Annotated in this window: 16 protein-coding genes; 3 read left to right on the top strand and 13 right to left on the bottom strand. The window is 71.6% G+C overall.

Going from position 1 to position 15,667, the window contains the following annotated elements; all coding sequences use genetic code 11:
• Positions 1-36: 36 nt before the first annotated feature.
• Entirely contained in the window at positions 37-1,548 is a 1,512-nt protein-coding gene (locus tag ACP6CK_RS23105) for an ABC transporter substrate-binding protein (RefSeq protein ID WP_426955672.1), read from the bottom strand.
• Positions 1,549-1,679: 131 nt separating this feature from the next.
• On the opposite strand from ACP6CK_RS23105, the gene ACP6CK_RS23100 reads away from it, so the two are divergent.
• Together ACP6CK_RS23100 and ACP6CK_RS23095 are read left to right on the top strand one after the other, a co-directional pair.
• A complete protein-coding gene (locus tag ACP6CK_RS23100) occupies positions 1,680-2,519 on the top strand; it encodes an NAD-dependent protein deacetylase (RefSeq protein ID WP_426955671.1) in 840 nt (279 codons plus the stop codon).
• A 91-nt stretch (positions 2,520-2,610) separates the two neighbouring features.
• Positions 2,611-3,858, top strand: a complete 1,248-nt coding sequence (locus ACP6CK_RS23095; RefSeq protein WP_426955670.1) for a dipeptidase — start codon at positions 2,611-2,613, stop codon at positions 3,856-3,858.
• Between the two features lie 140 nt (positions 3,859-3,998).
• Here ACP6CK_RS23095 and ACP6CK_RS23090 read toward each other — a convergent pair whose 3' ends face one another.
• From ACP6CK_RS23090 to ACP6CK_RS23035, 12 genes are read right to left on the bottom strand one after another with little or no spacing between them, the layout of a single operon-like run.
• Entirely contained in the window at positions 3,999-4,760 is a 762-nt protein-coding gene (locus ACP6CK_RS23090) for an ABC transporter permease (RefSeq protein WP_426955669.1), read from the bottom strand.
• Positions 4,761-4,783: 23 nt separating this feature from the next.
• Complete coding sequence (locus ACP6CK_RS23085) at positions 4,784-5,575, bottom strand: ABC transporter ATP-binding protein (protein ID WP_426955668.1); 792 nt, start codon at positions 5,573-5,575, stop codon at positions 4,784-4,786.
• Between the two features lie 8 nt (positions 5,576-5,583).
• Positions 5,584-6,627: an ABC transporter substrate-binding protein gene (locus tag ACP6CK_RS23080; protein ID WP_426955667.1), complete on the bottom strand. Its 1,044-nt coding sequence runs from the start codon at positions 6,625-6,627 to the stop codon at positions 5,584-5,586.
• Positions 6,628-6,652: 25 nt separating this feature from the next.
• Complete coding sequence (locus tag ACP6CK_RS23075) at positions 6,653-7,426, bottom strand: HpcH/HpaI aldolase family protein (protein ID WP_426955666.1); 774 nt, start codon at positions 7,424-7,426, stop codon at positions 6,653-6,655.
• Between the two features lie 33 nt (positions 7,427-7,459).
• Positions 7,460-8,440, bottom strand: coding sequence for a tripartite tricarboxylate transporter substrate binding protein (locus ACP6CK_RS23070; RefSeq protein ID WP_426955665.1), 981 nt, complete (start codon positions 8,438-8,440; stop codon positions 7,460-7,462).
• 25 nt (positions 8,441-8,465) lie between these two features.
• On the bottom strand, positions 8,466-9,131 hold the full coding sequence (locus tag ACP6CK_RS23065; protein WP_426955664.1) for an RraA family protein: 666 nt from the start codon (positions 9,129-9,131) through the stop codon (positions 8,466-8,468).
• Between the two features lie 17 nt (positions 9,132-9,148).
• Positions 9,149-10,120, bottom strand: a complete 972-nt coding sequence (locus tag ACP6CK_RS23060) for a tripartite tricarboxylate transporter substrate binding protein (protein WP_426955663.1) — start codon at positions 10,118-10,120, stop codon at positions 9,149-9,151.
• 14 nt (positions 10,121-10,134) lie between these two features.
• Positions 10,135-10,839, bottom strand: a complete 705-nt coding sequence (locus tag ACP6CK_RS23055; protein ID WP_426955662.1) for an HpcH/HpaI aldolase family protein — start codon at positions 10,837-10,839, stop codon at positions 10,135-10,137.
• A gap of 21 nt (positions 10,840-10,860) precedes the next feature.
• Complete coding sequence (locus tag ACP6CK_RS23050; RefSeq protein WP_426955661.1) at positions 10,861-11,829, bottom strand: tripartite tricarboxylate transporter substrate binding protein; 969 nt, start codon at positions 11,827-11,829, stop codon at positions 10,861-10,863.
• A 26-nt stretch (positions 11,830-11,855) separates the two neighbouring features.
• A complete protein-coding gene (locus ACP6CK_RS23045) occupies positions 11,856-12,824 on the bottom strand; it encodes a Bug family tripartite tricarboxylate transporter substrate binding protein (RefSeq protein WP_426955660.1) in 969 nt (322 codons plus the stop codon).
• 60 nt (positions 12,825-12,884) lie between these two features.
• A complete protein-coding gene (locus ACP6CK_RS23040) occupies positions 12,885-13,544 on the bottom strand; it encodes an RraA family protein (protein ID WP_426955659.1) in 660 nt (219 codons plus the stop codon).
• A gap of 20 nt (positions 13,545-13,564) precedes the next feature.
• On the bottom strand, positions 13,565-14,533 hold the full coding sequence (locus ACP6CK_RS23035) for a Bug family tripartite tricarboxylate transporter substrate binding protein (protein WP_426955658.1): 969 nt from the start codon (positions 14,531-14,533) through the stop codon (positions 13,565-13,567).
• 121 nt (positions 14,534-14,654) lie between these two features.
• Here ACP6CK_RS23035 and ACP6CK_RS23030 point away from each other — a divergent pair, with 121 nt between their 5' ends.
• Positions 14,655-15,575 (top strand): LysR family transcriptional regulator, encoded by a 921-nt coding sequence (locus ACP6CK_RS23030; protein WP_426955657.1) that lies wholly within the window; start codon positions 14,655-14,657, stop codon positions 15,573-15,575.
• Positions 15,576-15,667 lie beyond the last annotated feature (92 nt).

Here is a 15,667-nt window from a genome sequence, read left to right as displayed (position 1 = left end):
TTCCCGGCTCACCGGCCCCTGCTCACCGGACCCCGCTCATCGGGGCCGCAGCGTCCCGAAGTCGAGGCGGCCATGGGACGTCCGGGGCATCTCCACCGCATCCGCCACGCCGTAGGCCATGCGGGGATAGGCGAGGTAGACGGCCGGCGAATCGGCCTTCGCCACCTCCATGACCGCGGCGGACGCGGCTCCGCGCTGCGCCGCGCCCTCCGCCCCCGCATAGGTGGCGAGCAGCGTCGCCAGCCGTTCATCCGGGCGATAGCCGAAGGTGGGGGCGAGGAAGCCCGCGCCGGCGTAGAGGGCGGCGTAGGGCCGCACCGCGTCGTGCACGTGGTTGTCCAGCGCGGTGATCATCCAGAGCTGCCCGCGCGTCTCCCGCGCCAGCCGCCCCGCATCGAAGATGGCGGCGGCGGATTCCACGGGGGTGATCCGGACCTCGAATCCGGCACCGGCGAGCTGCGCCTGGATCACCTGGGCGGCCTGGCTCTCGGACGGAGGCGCCAGCAGCTCCACCGGGACAGGGCCGGTCAGCCCGGCCTCCCGCAACAGGGCGCGGGCACGGGTGGGGTCGTGATCCGCGGTGGGGAAGGCAGGGACGTAGCCGCCGTATTCCTTCGGCACGGCGCCGGTCGCGACCTCGGCCAGGTCGCCCCACACGGCCTCGGCCAGGGCGGCGCGGTCGATCGCGTGATAGACGGCGCGGCGCACCCGGGCGTCGTCGAAGGGCGGCTTGAAGGTGAAGGACAGGTACTGCGTCCGCGCGCCAGCCTGCGTCACGAGCTTCACGCCGCGGCCGCGGGAGACGCGGGCGAGCAGCGCCGGCGGGATGTCCGCCGCCACCTGCGCCCCGCCGGAGAGAAGGTCGGCGACGCGGGTCGAGGCCTCCGGCACCACCTTCACGGTGATGCGGGGGAAGGGCGGGTTCGGCAGGCGCCAGTGGGTGCCGGTGGCGGCGAAGGTGATCCGCTCGCCAGGGCGCCAGGACTCGATCGCCCAGGGGCCGGAGCCGACCGGGCGGGTACGCCAGGACGCCGCCGCGTCCGCGAGCTGCGCCGCCGGCAGGGTGGGCACGCCGGAGACGATGTCGGGCAGCAGCCCCGTCGGAACTGAGGTGGTCAGGACGAGGGTGGTCGCGTCCGGCGCCTCGGCCCGGGCCAGGGGGATCGTCTGGAGCCGGATGCCAGAGCGGTTCGCGGGGTTGAGGAGGTAGTTCAGCGTCGCGGCGCAGTCCGCGGCGGTCAGGGGCGAGCCGTCATGGAAGCGGGCGCCCTCCCGGATCGTCAGGCGCCAGGTGTCGGGCGCGGTGCGCGTCCAGGCCGTGGCGAGGCCGGGGGTGAGGTGCCCGTCCGTGTCGCGGTCGATCAGCGGGTCGAAGACGAGGCTGCCGGGGATGGTGAAGTCGAGGCTGCGCAGCGGGTCGATGGAGGCGAGGTCCCGCGTCTCCGAGAACTGGGCCACGACCAGCTCCGGCCGCCCCTGCGCGAGGGCGATCCGGGACGCCGGCAGGGCTGCGAGGGCGGCGAGGAGGGCGGAGCGACGGGACAGCATGGGCAGGATCCAGGACTCGCCGGGGTATGGCGCGAGTGCAACTACCTCGCAAGTCCAGCCGGGGCCGGCCCGGCTCCGCCGGGCAAAGCGGCGGATCGCGGCTCCATGGCCGAAGCCGCGGTCCGCCCTACATGGGCTCCATGGATGACGGGACAGCGTTGCAGGACTTCATCGGGCGCCACGGGCGCCTCTTCGTGCTGACCGGGGCCGGGTGCAGCACGAACTCCGGCATCCCGGACTACCGGGACGCCGATGGCCAGTGGAAGCGCGCCCAGCCCATGACCTTCCAGGTCTTCATGGGTGGCGAGCCGGCCCGCCGGCGCTACTGGGCCCGCAGCCTGATCGGCTGGCGCCGCTTCGGGCAGGTGCGGCCGAACGGCGCCCATGCCGCCCTGGCCCGGCTGGAGGAGCGGGGCAAGAGCCGGTTCCTGCTGACCCAGAACGTGGACCGGCTGCACCAGGCGGCCGGGAGCCGCGCGGTGGTGGACCTGCACGGCCGTCTGGACCAGGTCCGCTGCACCGGCTGCGGTGCGACGATCTCGCGCGAGGCGCTGCAGGCGGAGATGATCCGCCTCAACCCGGGCTGGGCGGAGCGGGAGGCCGGGATGGCGCCGGACGGCGACGCGGACTTGGAGGCCGCGGATTTCACCGACTTCCGCGTGCCGCCCTGCGCCGCCTGCGGCGGCGTGCTGAAGCCTGACGTCGTGTTCTTCGGCGAATCCGTGCCGCGGGAGCGGGTCGATGCCGCCCACCACGCCCTGGCGGAGGCGGACGCGATGCTCGTCGTCGGCTCCTCGCTGATGGTCTATTCGGGCTTCCGCTTCGTCCAGGCCGCGGCGCAGGCCGGAAAGCCGATCGCGGCCGTGAACCTCGGCCGCACACGGGCCGACGACCTGCTGGCGCTGAAGGTCGAGCGGCCCTGCGACGAGGCGCTGGCCTTCCTGCTGGAGCCGCAGGCCGCGATGGATTGACCGGGCGGCGCCGGAACGAGCAAGAATTTTCCCGCACAGGACGCTGCGCCCGGTCCGAGTGGAGGGGCGTGCCCGTGCGGGAGGACGCGACATGATCCGTGCGGGCCATACCCGGCGCGACAGCCTGAGGGCGCTCGCCCTGGGCGCTGCCGGCCTTGGCCTGGGCGGGCGCGCCGTGGCGCAGGCCCCCGTACCCGAGGTGCCGATCCTGATGGACGGCCACGTGCACATCACCAACCGCGTCTACTGGGAGGGCATCGACCCCTGGCAGCCGCAGCCGGTCGGCTGGGACTACGCCCGCGCGAAGGCGGCCGGCGTGAACGTCATCATCGAGAATGTCGGGACCTACGGGGCCGGGAACTTCAACACCACCGCCCGGCATGCCCTTCGTCTGATCGAGACCTTCCATCGGACGATCGAGCGCAACGCGGACAAGATGGGGCTCGCCGTCACGGCCGCCGAGGCCCGCCGCATCGCGGCCAGTGGGCGCATGGCGGTGTTCCTGGGGATCGAGTCCGGCTTCGACCACGAGGGCGACCCCGACCTGCTGAGGGCCTTCCACCGGCTCGGCCTCCGCACCGTGCAGTTCGCGACGCAGACGAGCTTCAACGCCTTCGCCGACAGCGACATCGCGGGGCCGCCCCACTGGAACGGCATCAACGAGCGCGGGCGCATGCTGGTCGCCCTGATGAACGAGCTGGGCATCCTGATCGACGTCACCCACGCCACCGCGGAGGCGCAGGCCCAGATCATCGCCGCGAGCCGGGCGCCCGTGGTGGCCAGCCACACCGCCCTGGCCGCCGTGACCGGCGCCGGCGGCCTGACGGATGAGGTGCTGCGCGCCCTGGCGGCGAAGGGCGGCATGGTCGGCATCCACGGCGGGGCCGGCGCGGTGGGCCGGCGCTACCGCGCCTGGGTCGCCGCCAACCCGGATCGGGCCAGCCGGCTTGGGGCGGCGGTTAACGAGATGGTCCGCTACAACGCGACCGGCACACGCCCCGCACGCGACCACGGCGAGTTCGGCGCCGGGCTCGATGCCGAGATCCGGGCCCGGCACATGGCGGCCTTCGCGCCCTGGCAGGACGATCCGGAGGCCGCGGCCCTGGTCCCCACGCCGGATGAATGGGCAGAGCAGGTGAACCACGTGATCCGCACCGTGGGCGCGGACCACGTTGGGATCGGCCTCGATCTGGTCGGTGGCCGGAGCAGCGTGCCGCGCGATTCCGGCGGCTATCCGGACCTTGTCGCCGCGCTGAACCGGATCACCACACCGGAGAACGTCCGGAAGATCACGGGGGAGAATTGGCTCCGGGTGCTTGATCGCGCCAGGGCAGGGTGATTCCGGGCGGTTCTTGTTCTGAGCGGGCGGCCGGGGAAGGCGCCGCCTTCCCCGGGCCCCATCCGCCAGGGGGCGGACGCGCCCCCTGGACCCGCGTTAACGTCATCATCCCCTGACTCATGCCAGGAATGGCGAGCGGGTCAGATCGCGACCTCGCGCTCCGCCTCCCGCGCCTTCCAGGGCATGAGCCATTTCTCCGCCAGCCGGACCAGCGCGTTGAGGAGGAAGGCGAGCAGCATGATGACGATGAGCGCCGCGAAGACCCCGGCGGTGTCGAACTGGCTGGAGGCGTTGGCGAGGACGAAGCCGAGGCCCCGGTTCGCCGCGATCAGCTCCCCCACGATCGCGCCGATCAGCGCGTAGGGCACGGAGATGCGAAGCCCCGCGAAGACCCAGGTGATGGCGGAGGGAAGCACGACCTTGCCCAGCACGTGACGCTCCTCCGCGCCCATCAGGCGCAGGATGGCGACGAGCTCCCGGCTGACGTTCCGCACGCCCGTGAAGGTGTTCAGGAAGACGAGAAAGAAGACGACCGTCCCGGTCAGGACGATCTTCATCTCCATCCCGATCCCGATCCAGAGGATAAAGAGCGGCGCCAGCGCGATCTTCGGCAGGCTGTAGAAGGCGAGGATGAAGGGCTGGAGCAGGTCCGCGAGGAACTGGATGCGCCCCAGCAGCACGCCCGCTGCCACGCCGGCCGCCGCGCCGAGGATGAAGCCGACAAAGGCCTCCGTCGCGGTGATGCCCACATGAAAGAAGAGGTTCCCGGTCGTGACGAGACCCCGCAGCGCGGCGAGGATGGCGGAGGGCTTGCTGATGAAGAATTCCGGCACCAGCGGCCCGGACGCGAACTGCCAAGCGAGGAGGAGGACAACCAGCAGCAGGAGCCGGTAGAGGGCCATGCGCCATGCTGGCGGGGACGCCTTCACGCCGACTCTCCCCGCGTCGCGGCCAGGGTGGGCGTGATCATGTCCCAGAGCTCCGCCGTCAGGGCGAGGTAGTGCGGGTCGCGCCGCAGGCCCATCAGGTCCCGCTCCCGCGGCAGGGGCGATTCCAGCACGGCCCTGATCGTTCCCGGCCGGGGCGAGAAGACGACGCAGCGGTCCCCGAGGGCCGCCGCCTCATCCAGGTCATGGGTGACGAAGAGCACGGTCTTGTCCAACCGGCGGCTCAGGCGAAGCAGCTCCCCCTGCATACTCAGGCGGAGTTGCGCGTCCAGCGCGGCGAAGGGCTCGTCCAGCAGCAGCGTCTCCGGGTCATAGGCGAGGAGGCGCGCCAGGGCGACGCGCTTGCGCATCCCGCCGGAGAGCTGGCTGGGATAGGATCGCTCGAAGCCCGCCAGCCCAACGAGCTCCATCAAGGCCCCGACCCGCTCCCGCATCGCGGCGCGCGACAGGCCGCGGATCTCCAGCGGGACCCCGATGTTGCCGGCCACGCTCCGCCAGGGCAGGAGATGGTCGTTCTGCGTCATGTAGCCAGTGCGCAGGTTGATCGCCTGCACCGGGCGCCCATCGTAGTGTACCGTGCCGACGGTCGGGCCGAAGAGGCCGGCCGCCATGTTCAACAGCGTGGACTTGCCGCAGCCGGACGGGCCGACGAGGGTGACGAACTCCCCACGCCGGATGGACAGGTCGATGCCCCGCACCGCCTCCACGGTCCGTCCATCCGCCTGGAAGGTCTTCCCAACGCCCCGGAACGCGATCAGCGGTTCTGCCATGATCCCGCTCAAGCCGGACGCGCGAGCGCCTGGGCGGCGTACTCGTTCGTCCAGGCGGCCTCGGCGCCCCGCCGATCCAGCGGCTCGGCCTGGGTCTCGTTCACGAAGGCGACGATGCGGTCGATCATCGAGGATTCGAGGGACACATTCTGCGGGTAGGACGGAGCTGCGTTCTCCCAGATGCTGTCGAACAGCGCCTTCTCCGTCCGCTGCTGGTAGCGATTCCAGATGGCGTCGCGCGCGGTGTTGGTGCGGGCGGGATCATGGATCACGTCCAGCGCCGCCTGATGGGCGCGGAGAAAGCGGATCGCGACCTCCCGGTTGCGGCGCAGCCAGGATTCCCGCGCGATCACGCCGATATAGACGAAGCCGTTCAGCGCCGGGATCTCGCCGCGGCCGGGCGTGAACATGGGGCGGGCGCCGTGGTTGCGGATGGCGTCGTCGCCGGTCGGCGGCGGGATGACGAAGCCGTCGATCCGCCCGCGGGACATGGCGGCGAGCATGCCCGCCCCTTCCGGGATGGCCGTCATGGTCAGGTCCCGGTCCGGGTTCAGCCCGGCCTGCTTGCAGAGGAAGCGCAGGAGCTGATCCGCCCCGCCGCCGACGGAGGAGACGGCGAGCGTCATGCCCCGCAGCGCCCGCAGCTTCTCCTCCAGGCTGCTGTTGGGTGTCAGGTTGTTCCGTCGGGCCCAGGCCTCCGACATCGTCACGTTGTCCGTGTACTGGGCGATGGCGGGGGCGATCAGCGTCACGTCGCTGCCCCGCGCGCGGGCGCGGAAGGCGGAGGACGGGGCGCCGATGTTGAAATGCGCGTCGCCGCCGGCGACGGTCGCCAAGGACCGCGCGCCGCCGCCGGCGCGGACCAACTCCACTTCCAGGTCCTGCTGGCCGAAGAAGCCGAGCTCCTGCGCCGTCAGCGTGCCCCAGAAGAGCAGGTCGAAGCTCGACATGACGACGGTGAGCTTGTCCTTTGCGAGCGCGATCCGCGGCGGGGCCGCCAGCGCGGCGCCGAGGGTGATGCCCACCCCCCGGCGCGTGATCCCCTTCGTCATCGTCCTGTCCTCCCGGCTTTCGTGACTATCCCTTGATCCGCTTCATCGCGGCGCTGAAGCCGCCGTGGAGCATCTCCACATCGCTGGAATAGGCGAGCAGCAGCGCGCCGGCCTGCTTCCACTGCTCCAGCTGCTCGGGGCTGGAGACGAGCATGGCGGTGGTCTTCCCGTGCTTGCGCGCGGCCTGGATGATGAGGTCGCGCCGCTCGTCCAGCACGCGCGCCTGGTCGGGCGTGCCGAAGACGCCGAGGTCCTGCGCCAGGTCCGCCGGGCCGAGGGTCAGGGCGTCGATCCCCGGCATGGCGGCGATCTCGTCCAGGTCGTCGAAGGCGGCGGCCGTCTCCAGCATGACGGTGACGAAGACCTCCCGGTTCGCGAAGGCGCGGCGCTCGGCCACGGTGCCGGCCGTGCTGAACTCCGTCGCGGCGCTCAGCCCGCCATTGCCGCGCAGGCCCATCGGGGCGTAGCGGGAGGCTGCGACGATCTCCGCGGCGTGCGCAGCGGATTCCACCTGGGGGCAGTGGATGTTCCACACGCCCACATCCAGCAGCCGCGTGATCCATTCGCGGTTGGCCACGGGCGGGCGCACGGCAATTGGGAAGTCCAGGGCGCGGGCCATGGCGGCCATCTCGCCGATCGTCTCCATGGAGGCGGCGGTGTGCTCGATGTCCACCCGCGCGAAGTCCACGCCCGCGGCCTTCAGCAGCATCAGGATCGAGGGGGTGCGGACGAGCGTCACCCAGGTGCCGATCTGGACCTCGCCGCGCTCGACGCCGGCCCGCATGGGATTGCCGCGCATTCCGCTATTCCTCTCTTGCAACCTGGATCGTCGTCATTCGGGCCGGGTCCCGGACAGGCGGACCAGCTCCGCCCATTTCGGGATCTCGGCGGCCTGGAAGGCGGCCAGCTCGGCCGGCGTGCCGCCGGCGGCGTCCAGCGCCAGGGCTTCCAGCCGGTCGCGCATGGCTTGGGCCCGGACCACCGCCACCGTCTCATGGGATAGGCGCTCCACGGCCGCGGCGGGCGTTCCCGCCGGCGCGAAGAGCGCGAGCCAGCTGCTCAGCTCATAGCCCGGCAGCACCTCCGCGATGGCCGGCACGCCGGGCAGCACGCCCATCCGGCGCGGGATGGTCAGGCCAAGGGCGCGCAGCGCGCCGCTGCGCACGGGGTCGAGCACCTCCACCGCCGGGGCGAAGCTCAGCTCGATGCGGCCGGCCAGCAGGTCGGCGGCCGCCGGCGCGCCGCCGCGATAGGGCACATGCGTCATCTCCAGCCCCGCCATCCGGCAGAACAGCGAGGCGGCGAGGTGCTGCGTTGAGCCGTTCCCGGCGGAGCCGTAGTTCAGCTTTCCCGGATGGGCCCTCGCGTAATCGATCAGCCCCGCGATGTCCTGCGCCGGCACGGAAGGATGGACGACCAGCAGGTTCGGTGCGTGCGCGACCAGCGATACCGGCGCGAAGTCTCGCTGGGGGTGGTAGGGCAGCGTGCGGTAGAGGGCGAGGCTGGCCGCGTGCATCGTCGCGCTGGCGACGAGGATCGTGTAGCCGTCCGGCGCGGCGCGCGCGACGTATTCCGCCGCGATGAGGCCGGAGGCGCCGGCCCGGTTCTCCACCACGACGGACTGGCCCAGACGGGGCGTCAGCGCATCCGCCAGAAGGCGGCCTGTCACGTCGGTGCTGCCGCCGGCGGCGAAGCCGAGGATCAGGCGGATGGGACGGTTTGGTACCCAGGGCGCCTGCGCGGGCGCTGCCCCCGGCAGCGCGCCGGCCGCCAGGCCGCCCACCAGGGCGGTGAACTCACGCCGTGAGGTCATCCCCGTCTCCCTTTGCCAGGAGGCGTCAGGCGCGCGGCACCTTCTTCCGCTTCACCAGCGCCTCGATCTCCGCCAGCGGCGCGCCGCCGGCGATGGCGGCCTGCAGCGCCGTCTCGATCACCAACACGTCCTCCGCCTGATGGAGCACGTCCGCGAGGCGGGCAGCGGGGATGATGAGCACGCCATCCTCGTTCGCCACCACCACGTCGCCCGGGCGGACCTGGGCTCCGCCGCAATTCAGCGGAACGTCCAGCGCCACCGGTTCGATGTTCATGGGCAGCCGCACGGCGGTGCCGGCGGAATAGACGGGCATAGGCAGGGCAGCGATGCCGGCGGAATCGCGCACGGTGGAATCCGTCACCATGGCGGCCAGCCTGTGGCGGCTGGCGAAGCTCGCCATGTTGTCGCCCATCAGGTTCTCCTTCGTCGCGCCCGTGCCGAAGACGAGGATCTCCCCGGCGCTGAGGCCGGCGATGGTGGCGTACATCGTTTTTGACCAGCCGCCCTCGCCGCGCTTGGGGCCGAAGAGAAGGGTGCGGGCACGGCCGACGGCGAAGCGCTCGCCCCCGCCGACCGGATGTAGCCCGTCCATCCAGCCGTGCAGGCCGAGGCGCATCATGCAGTCGGAGATCACGCCGGAGCCGGCCTGTCGCAGCCGACCGAAGGCCGTAGGGTCGTCGGTGCCGTCCATATGCATGGCTCCTGCGGTCATCGGCGCGGCTCGCGCGCGATCCAGGGGGTGCTACGCCAGATGCGCGCGAGCTCGGCGTTCGAGGCCTGGAGGTAGCGGCCGTATTCCTCGGGCCCCATGTACTGGAGGGCGAGGGCGATGTTCGCGGCGGCGGCGGCCAGTTCGGGATCGCGGAGCGACTTCTCGCAGGCGGCGGCGATGGCCTCGATCGCCTCCCGCGGCATGCCGAGCGGGCCCACGAGGCCGCGGCTGGCGCCGCCCGTCACGTCGTAGCCCTGCTCCTTGTAGGTCGGGATTTCCGGGGCCAGCGAGACACGCTCGTCCGAAAGGATGCCCAGCGCACGGATGCTGCCATCCTGCATGAAGCGGTACACATCCCCCAGCGCCGAGGCGATGAGCTGCAACTGCCCGCCGAGCAGCGCCGTGCGTGGCGCCGCGCCGCCGTCATAGGGAATGTGGTCGAACCGCACCCCCGCCGCGGTCTCCAACTGGATGAGGTCGAGATGCGTGTTGGAGCCGATCCCGGCGGAGCCGACCGTCACGCGATCGGGCTGCGCGCGCGCTGCGTTCACCGCATCCGCCAGGGTACGGATCGGGCTGTCCGCGCGCACGGCCAGCACGGCGGGATCGAAGACGAGGTTCGCGATGGGCTCGAAGCTGTCCACGGTGAAGCCGGCATCGCGCTCATGCGGCTTCATCATCGTGTTCGGCACGTTCATGAAGCCGATCGTGTAGCCATCGGGCCGGGCACGGGCGATCTCGTTGGCGCCGATCTGGCCGCCCGCACCAGGGCGGTTCAGCACCACGACCCGGCCGGGCAGGTGCCGCTCGATATAGGGCACGATCATGCGTGCGCTGAGATCAGTGCCGCCGCCCGGCGCGAAGGGCACGATCAGGTTGATGACCCGCTCCGGATAAGCCGCCAGGGCGGGGCGCGCCAGGGCGATCCCCGCTGCACCGAGGGCGAGCGCCCTGCGTCCGATCGCCATGCTTTCCTCCCCTCTCAGGCCTTACCGCGCTCATCGAGGATCTGACCCAGGCCGGTCAGGATCGCGTCGTGGATCCAGGCGAAGGCCATGAAATCCTCGCGCACCGGCTTGCCGGCGGCGCGGGCGGTCTCGCTCGCCTTGCGCAGGGCCTCACGCACCGCGGGGTGGCCGGGGTTGCCGGCGTGGCCGAGCGATTGGGAGAGGTCCATCATCCCGAAGGAGACGTAGTCCACCCCCTCCAGCGCCACGATCTCGGCCATGGCTTCCAGCCCCGCCGCGCTCTCGATCATCAGGCAGAGCGAGACGCCCTCATTCGCGTCCTGTAGGTGCCTGGGGAGGTCGGGGGCGTTGATATGGTCGTGCGGCCGGCCGCCGCCGAAGGAGCGCTGGCCGAGGGGGGCGAAGTAGGTCGCCTCGATGGCGCGCCGCGCGTCCTCCACCGTCTCGACATGCGGTACGACGATCCCGCGCACGCCGCGGTCGAGGAAGCGGGTGATGGCGGAGACCGTGTTCTCCGCCACGCGCGCGATCGGGGTGAGGCCGTGGCGCTCCGCCATGACGCAGCAGGCCTCGATGTCGCGCAGCTCGAAGGCACCGTGCTCGCCGTCCAGGTAGACGAAGCCGAGGTCGAGCGAGGCCGCCACCTCGATCACCACCGGGGAGGGGAAAGTCAGATGGAAGCCCCGCACCGTGGTCCGGTCGGCGATGGCTTGTTTCACGCGGTTGGTCATGGCGTCGCCCTATTCCGCCTGCACGCGGGCGGCGCGGGCCACCGCGCCCCAGCGCTCCGTCTCCGAGGCGACGAAGGCGCGGACCTCCTCCGGCGTCCGCGCCGGGGCCGTCACGCCGAGCTCCGCGTAGCGCGCCGTCACCTCCGGCGTGGCGATGGCGGCGATCACCTCCCGGTTCAGGCGCTGGATGATCGGGGCGGGCGTGCCGGCGGGGGCGAAGAGCACGCCCCAGGTCAGGGATTCGAAGCCCGGCAGGGTTTCCGCGATGGTGGGCGCCTCGGGCGCGATGGCGACGCGCTGCGGGCTGGCGACGCCCAGCAGCCGCATCTTCCCGTCCCGCACATGCGGCAGGCCGGAGGAGATGTTATCGAAGGCCATCTGCACGCTGCCCGTCATCAGCTCCGTCATGAGCTGGCCGGAGGAGCGGTAGGGGATGTGGGTGGCGGTGGTGCCGGTGAGCTGGGTGAAGAGTTCCCCCGCCAAGTGGATGGAGGTGCCGACGCCCGACGAGGCGTAGTTGAACGTCCCGGGTTGCGCCCGCATCAGCGCCACCAGCTCCGCCACGCTGCGCGCGGGGGAGGACGCGGGGACGAAGAGCGCGTTGGGCTGCACGCTGATCATGGCGACCGGCGCGAAGTCCCGCAGGTTGTCATAGGGCATCCGCGGATAGACCGCGTTGTTGATCGCGTGGCTGCTGATCGTGCCGATGCAGAGGGTGTAGCCATCGGGCGCGGCCTTCGCGCAGACGTCGCTGCCCACGTTGCCGCCGGCGCCGGCGCGGTTCTCCACCACCCAGGGCTGGCCCAGGCGCTGCGTGAGTGCCGGGCCGATGAGCCGCGCCGTCAGGTCCGTGGTGCCGCCCGCACCGAAGGGGACGATGACGCGGATCGGGCGCGTGGGCCAGTTGGCGTCCTGCGCGGCGGCCGGGCCGAGCGCGAGAGCCAGCAGGACCAGGGCCGCCAGGCTGCGACGGAGCATGCCTTGTGCTCCCGTGCCGGGGCGCGTCATTGGATGGGAACCCCCTGCTCGATGCCGACGGCGCGCGCCGTCTCGCCCCATTTCGTCATCTCCGCCTCGACGAAGCGGTTCGCCTCGGCGGGCGACATGGTCCAGATCGTGGTGCCGAGGGTGGCGTGACGCTCCACGATGTCCGGGCGGCGCAGGATGGCCACGACGTCCGTGTGGATCTTCTGCACGACCTCCGGCGGCGTGCCGGCGGGGGTCATCAGGATGCCCCAGACGGTGCTGGTGAAGCCGGGGATGATCGTCTCCCCGACCGTCGGGATCTCGGGAATCTGGCCCGCGCGCTCGGCGCCGCAGGTGGCCAGCATCTTCATCCGGCCGGCGCGGACATGCGGCAGGGTGGGCGTGACGGTGTCGAGCATCGCGTTCACCCGCCCGGCGATCAAGTCCGGATGGCCCTGGGTGGAGCCGCGATAGGGCACGCGCGTCATCTGCAGCCCGGCCTGCCGGCAGAGCAGCTCCATCCCCAGCGCGCCGAAGGTGGCGTAGCTCGTCTGGCCCGGTCGCGCCTTCACGTAGTCCACGAATTCCTGCGCCGTGTTCGGCGGGAAGTCCGGTGCGACGATCAGCGCCTGCGGCGTCTGGGAGGTGGTGGTGATGTAGGTCAGGTCCCGCATCGTGTCATAGGGCGTGCGGTACATGGCCGGACTGATGGAATGCGCCGTGCCGGCGAGGCAGAGGGTGGTGCCGTCCGGCGCCGCGCGCGCCGTGGCCTCGGCGCCGATCATGCCGTTGGCGCCGGCACGGTTCTCCACCGTGACGGGCTGGCCCCAGATGGGCGTCAGATGCTCCCCCAGCAGGCGCGCGGTGATGTCTGAGACGCCGCCGGCCGGATAGGGCACGATGATCCGCACCGGGCGGGACGGGAAGCGCGCCGCCTGTCCCCAGGCATGGCCGGCCCCGACCAGGATCGCGGGCGTGGCCAGGATGGTCCGTCTTGCAAGCGTCATGCGTTTCCTCCCCATGGCCGCCCCGCGTCGTGGCGCGCGGGTGCGGCGATCCTCGTCGCTCTAGCCGCCCTTCGCGATTCGGGCGGCCTCACCGATGCCCTGGCCCTTCAGCACGTGCTCGAAGATCACCTTGTCCATCGCCTCCGCCTTCTCTGCGCGGGCAAAGACCTCCATCAGCCGGTCCTTCGGGATGCAGACGACGCCGGTGCTGTCGCCGACCAGGATGTCGCCCGGGTTCACCACCACGTTCTCCAGCCGGATGGGGACCTGCGTCGCGGCGGTGCGGACGCGTGTGCGGCCGCTGACCGGCACGGCGTGGCAGACGAAGAGGTCCATGCCGCTGTCCACGATCTCCTCCAGGTCGCGGACGCCGCCGTGGACGACGATGCCGTTCACGCCGCGCACCTTCGCCGCCGTCGCCGCGGCGCCGCCCATCATGGAGACCATCGCGCCGCCCGCGTCGATCGCGATGACATCGCCCGGCGCCGCGTTGTCGACATAGGCGGGGATGTCGAACTCCTCCGGCGCGAAGGTGCCCAGGGCGCCGACCGCGACGTTCACGGTGAAGGCGGGGCCGGCGAACTTCCGATCCGGCGCCACGGGCCGGATCGGCGGCACCACCAGCCCGTCGATGCCCAGCGCGTCCAGTGCGCCGCCCACGGTGCTCGACCCGATCTCCCGCAGGCGGGCATAGATGCGCGTCAGCTCGGTCTCGGTCATGTCGTTCCTGTCCTGCGGGTCTATTGCGGTTCGATGCGTGCCTGCCGCACGAGTTCGCCCCAGCGGTCGGTCTCGGTGCGGATGAACTCGGCATAGGCGGTGGGGGAGGCGGAGAGCGTCACCTCGAAGCCGAGCGCGGCATAGGTCTGCCGCACCTCCGGCGTGTCGTAGCGGGCGCGCAGCGCCTCGAAGATGCGGGCGATGATGGCGGGATCGGTGCCGGCGGGCGCGGCGATGCCCTGCCAGGGCGCGAGGTCGAAGCCCGTGAGTCCCGCTTCCGACAGGCTCGGCATATCGGGCGCCAGCGGGGTGCGGTGCGGCGAAGTGACGCCGAGGCCGATGGCCGAGCCGGCGCGGATATGCGGCAGCGCGTTGCCCGGATCGGCGAAGGTGAAGGAGAGCTGCCCGCCGAGCAGGTCCGTCACGGTCGGCGGGATGCTGCGATAGGGCACGCCCACCGCCTCGATCCGCGCGGCGTCCACCAGCATGGTGGCGGCGATCTGGGAGGAGGAGCCGGAATAGCCGTAGCTCAGCTTCCCCGGATTGGCGCGGCCATGCGCGATGAGTTCCTGCAGGGTGCGGGCCGGCAGGGAGGGGTGCGATAGGAGCACCAGCGGCCCGGTCGCGAGGTTCGAGATCGGCGCGAAATCCGCGACTGGATCATAGGGCAGGCTGCGGAAGAGCGCCTTGTTCGCGGCGTGGGTGGAGTTGGTGACGATCAGCAGCGTGTGCCCGTCCGGCCGCGCCCGTGCCACGGCCTGGGTGCCGATGATGCCGCCGGCACCGGTGCGGTTCTCCACCACGGCCTGCTGGCCCAGCCCTTCCGACAGGGCGCGTGCCGCCTGGCGCCCGACCACGTCGGTGGAGGAGCCGGCCGCGAAGGGGACGATGATGGTGATGGGCCGGCTGGGATAGGCCTGCGCCGCCGCAAGGCGCGGCGCGGCGAGCAGCGCGGCAGCCCCCGCCAATCCCCTGCGGGTGATGGTCATGATCGTTTCCTCCGTCGGCACGTCCCTTATTCGGGCTCAGGCCGATCACGCGGTCGGCACTAAAGGCCCGGCGCGATCCCTGGACAAATGGAAACAATGGAAGGATTAATTCGCCGACCTTATGAATCCGACGCTTCGACAGTTCGAGGCTTTCACCCGCGTGGCGCGGCTCGGCTCCTTCGCCCGCGCGGCGGAGGCGCTTGGCCTGTCGCAGCCCGCGCTCAGCCAGACGATCGCACAGATGGAGCGGCTGCTGGACGTGCGGCTGTTCGAGCGGACCACCCGCTCCGTCTCGCTCACGCCGGAGGGCGCCTTCCTGCTGCCGCGGGCCGAGGCGATCGTCACCAGTATCGGCGACGTGGTGACGGCGCTGAAGGAACAGCACCGCCGGCGCCAGTCGCGGCTCTCGGTGGGATCGCTCCCGTCCCTCGCCACGGGGCTGCTGCCCGACATCCTCCGCCGCTACCGCGAGCGTCACCCGGCCGCGGAGGTGGCGGTGACGGATGGAACCTCCGAGATCCTCTATGCCGGCGTCGAGGCCGGGCAGATCGACCTGGCGATCAGCAGCCGGTTGCCGGACCACGCCGGGGTCGCCTTCCAGCCGCTCCTGCGGGAACGCTTCCTTCTCGTCCTGCGGCGCGACCATCCGCTGGCACGACGGGCGGAGGTGACCTGGCGGGACGCGCTGCGCCACGACTTCATCGCCTTCCTGCGCGGCAGCGGCGGCCAGGCGGCGATCGAGGAGGCGCTGGCGGGCACGGACCTCGTGCTGAATCCGGTGATGACCCTCGCGCAGTCGAGCACCGTGCTCGGCATGGTCGAGGCGGGGGTCGGGGTCACGGCGCTGCCCGTTCTGGGTTGCCCGCCGGCGGACCACCGCGTGCTGACGACGCGAACGCTCATCGAGCCGGCGGTGGATCGGGAGGTGGGCTTCCTCCTGGCGGTATCCCGCGCGCCGACGGCCGGCGTGCTCGCCCTGCAGGCGCTGACAATGGACTACGTGGCGAGAAACCTCGTACCGGGCATCGCGCCGGTTTGCTGACCGCACTTCCGCGGCTGCGGCGCGGTTATCAGACGCGGGTGCGGTCGCACCATTCGTGGCTGCGTTCGGCTTGGAACGGCTCGTCTTCCGAT

Origin of the sequence: Muricoccus radiodurans, from assembly GCF_050154705.1 — a bacterium.
Taxonomy (GTDB): Bacteria; Pseudomonadota; Alphaproteobacteria; order Acetobacterales; family Acetobacteraceae; genus Roseomonas; species Roseomonas radiodurans.
Note: the sequence above shows the minus strand (reverse complement) of the source record. Positions and strands in the feature narration are given on the sequence as shown.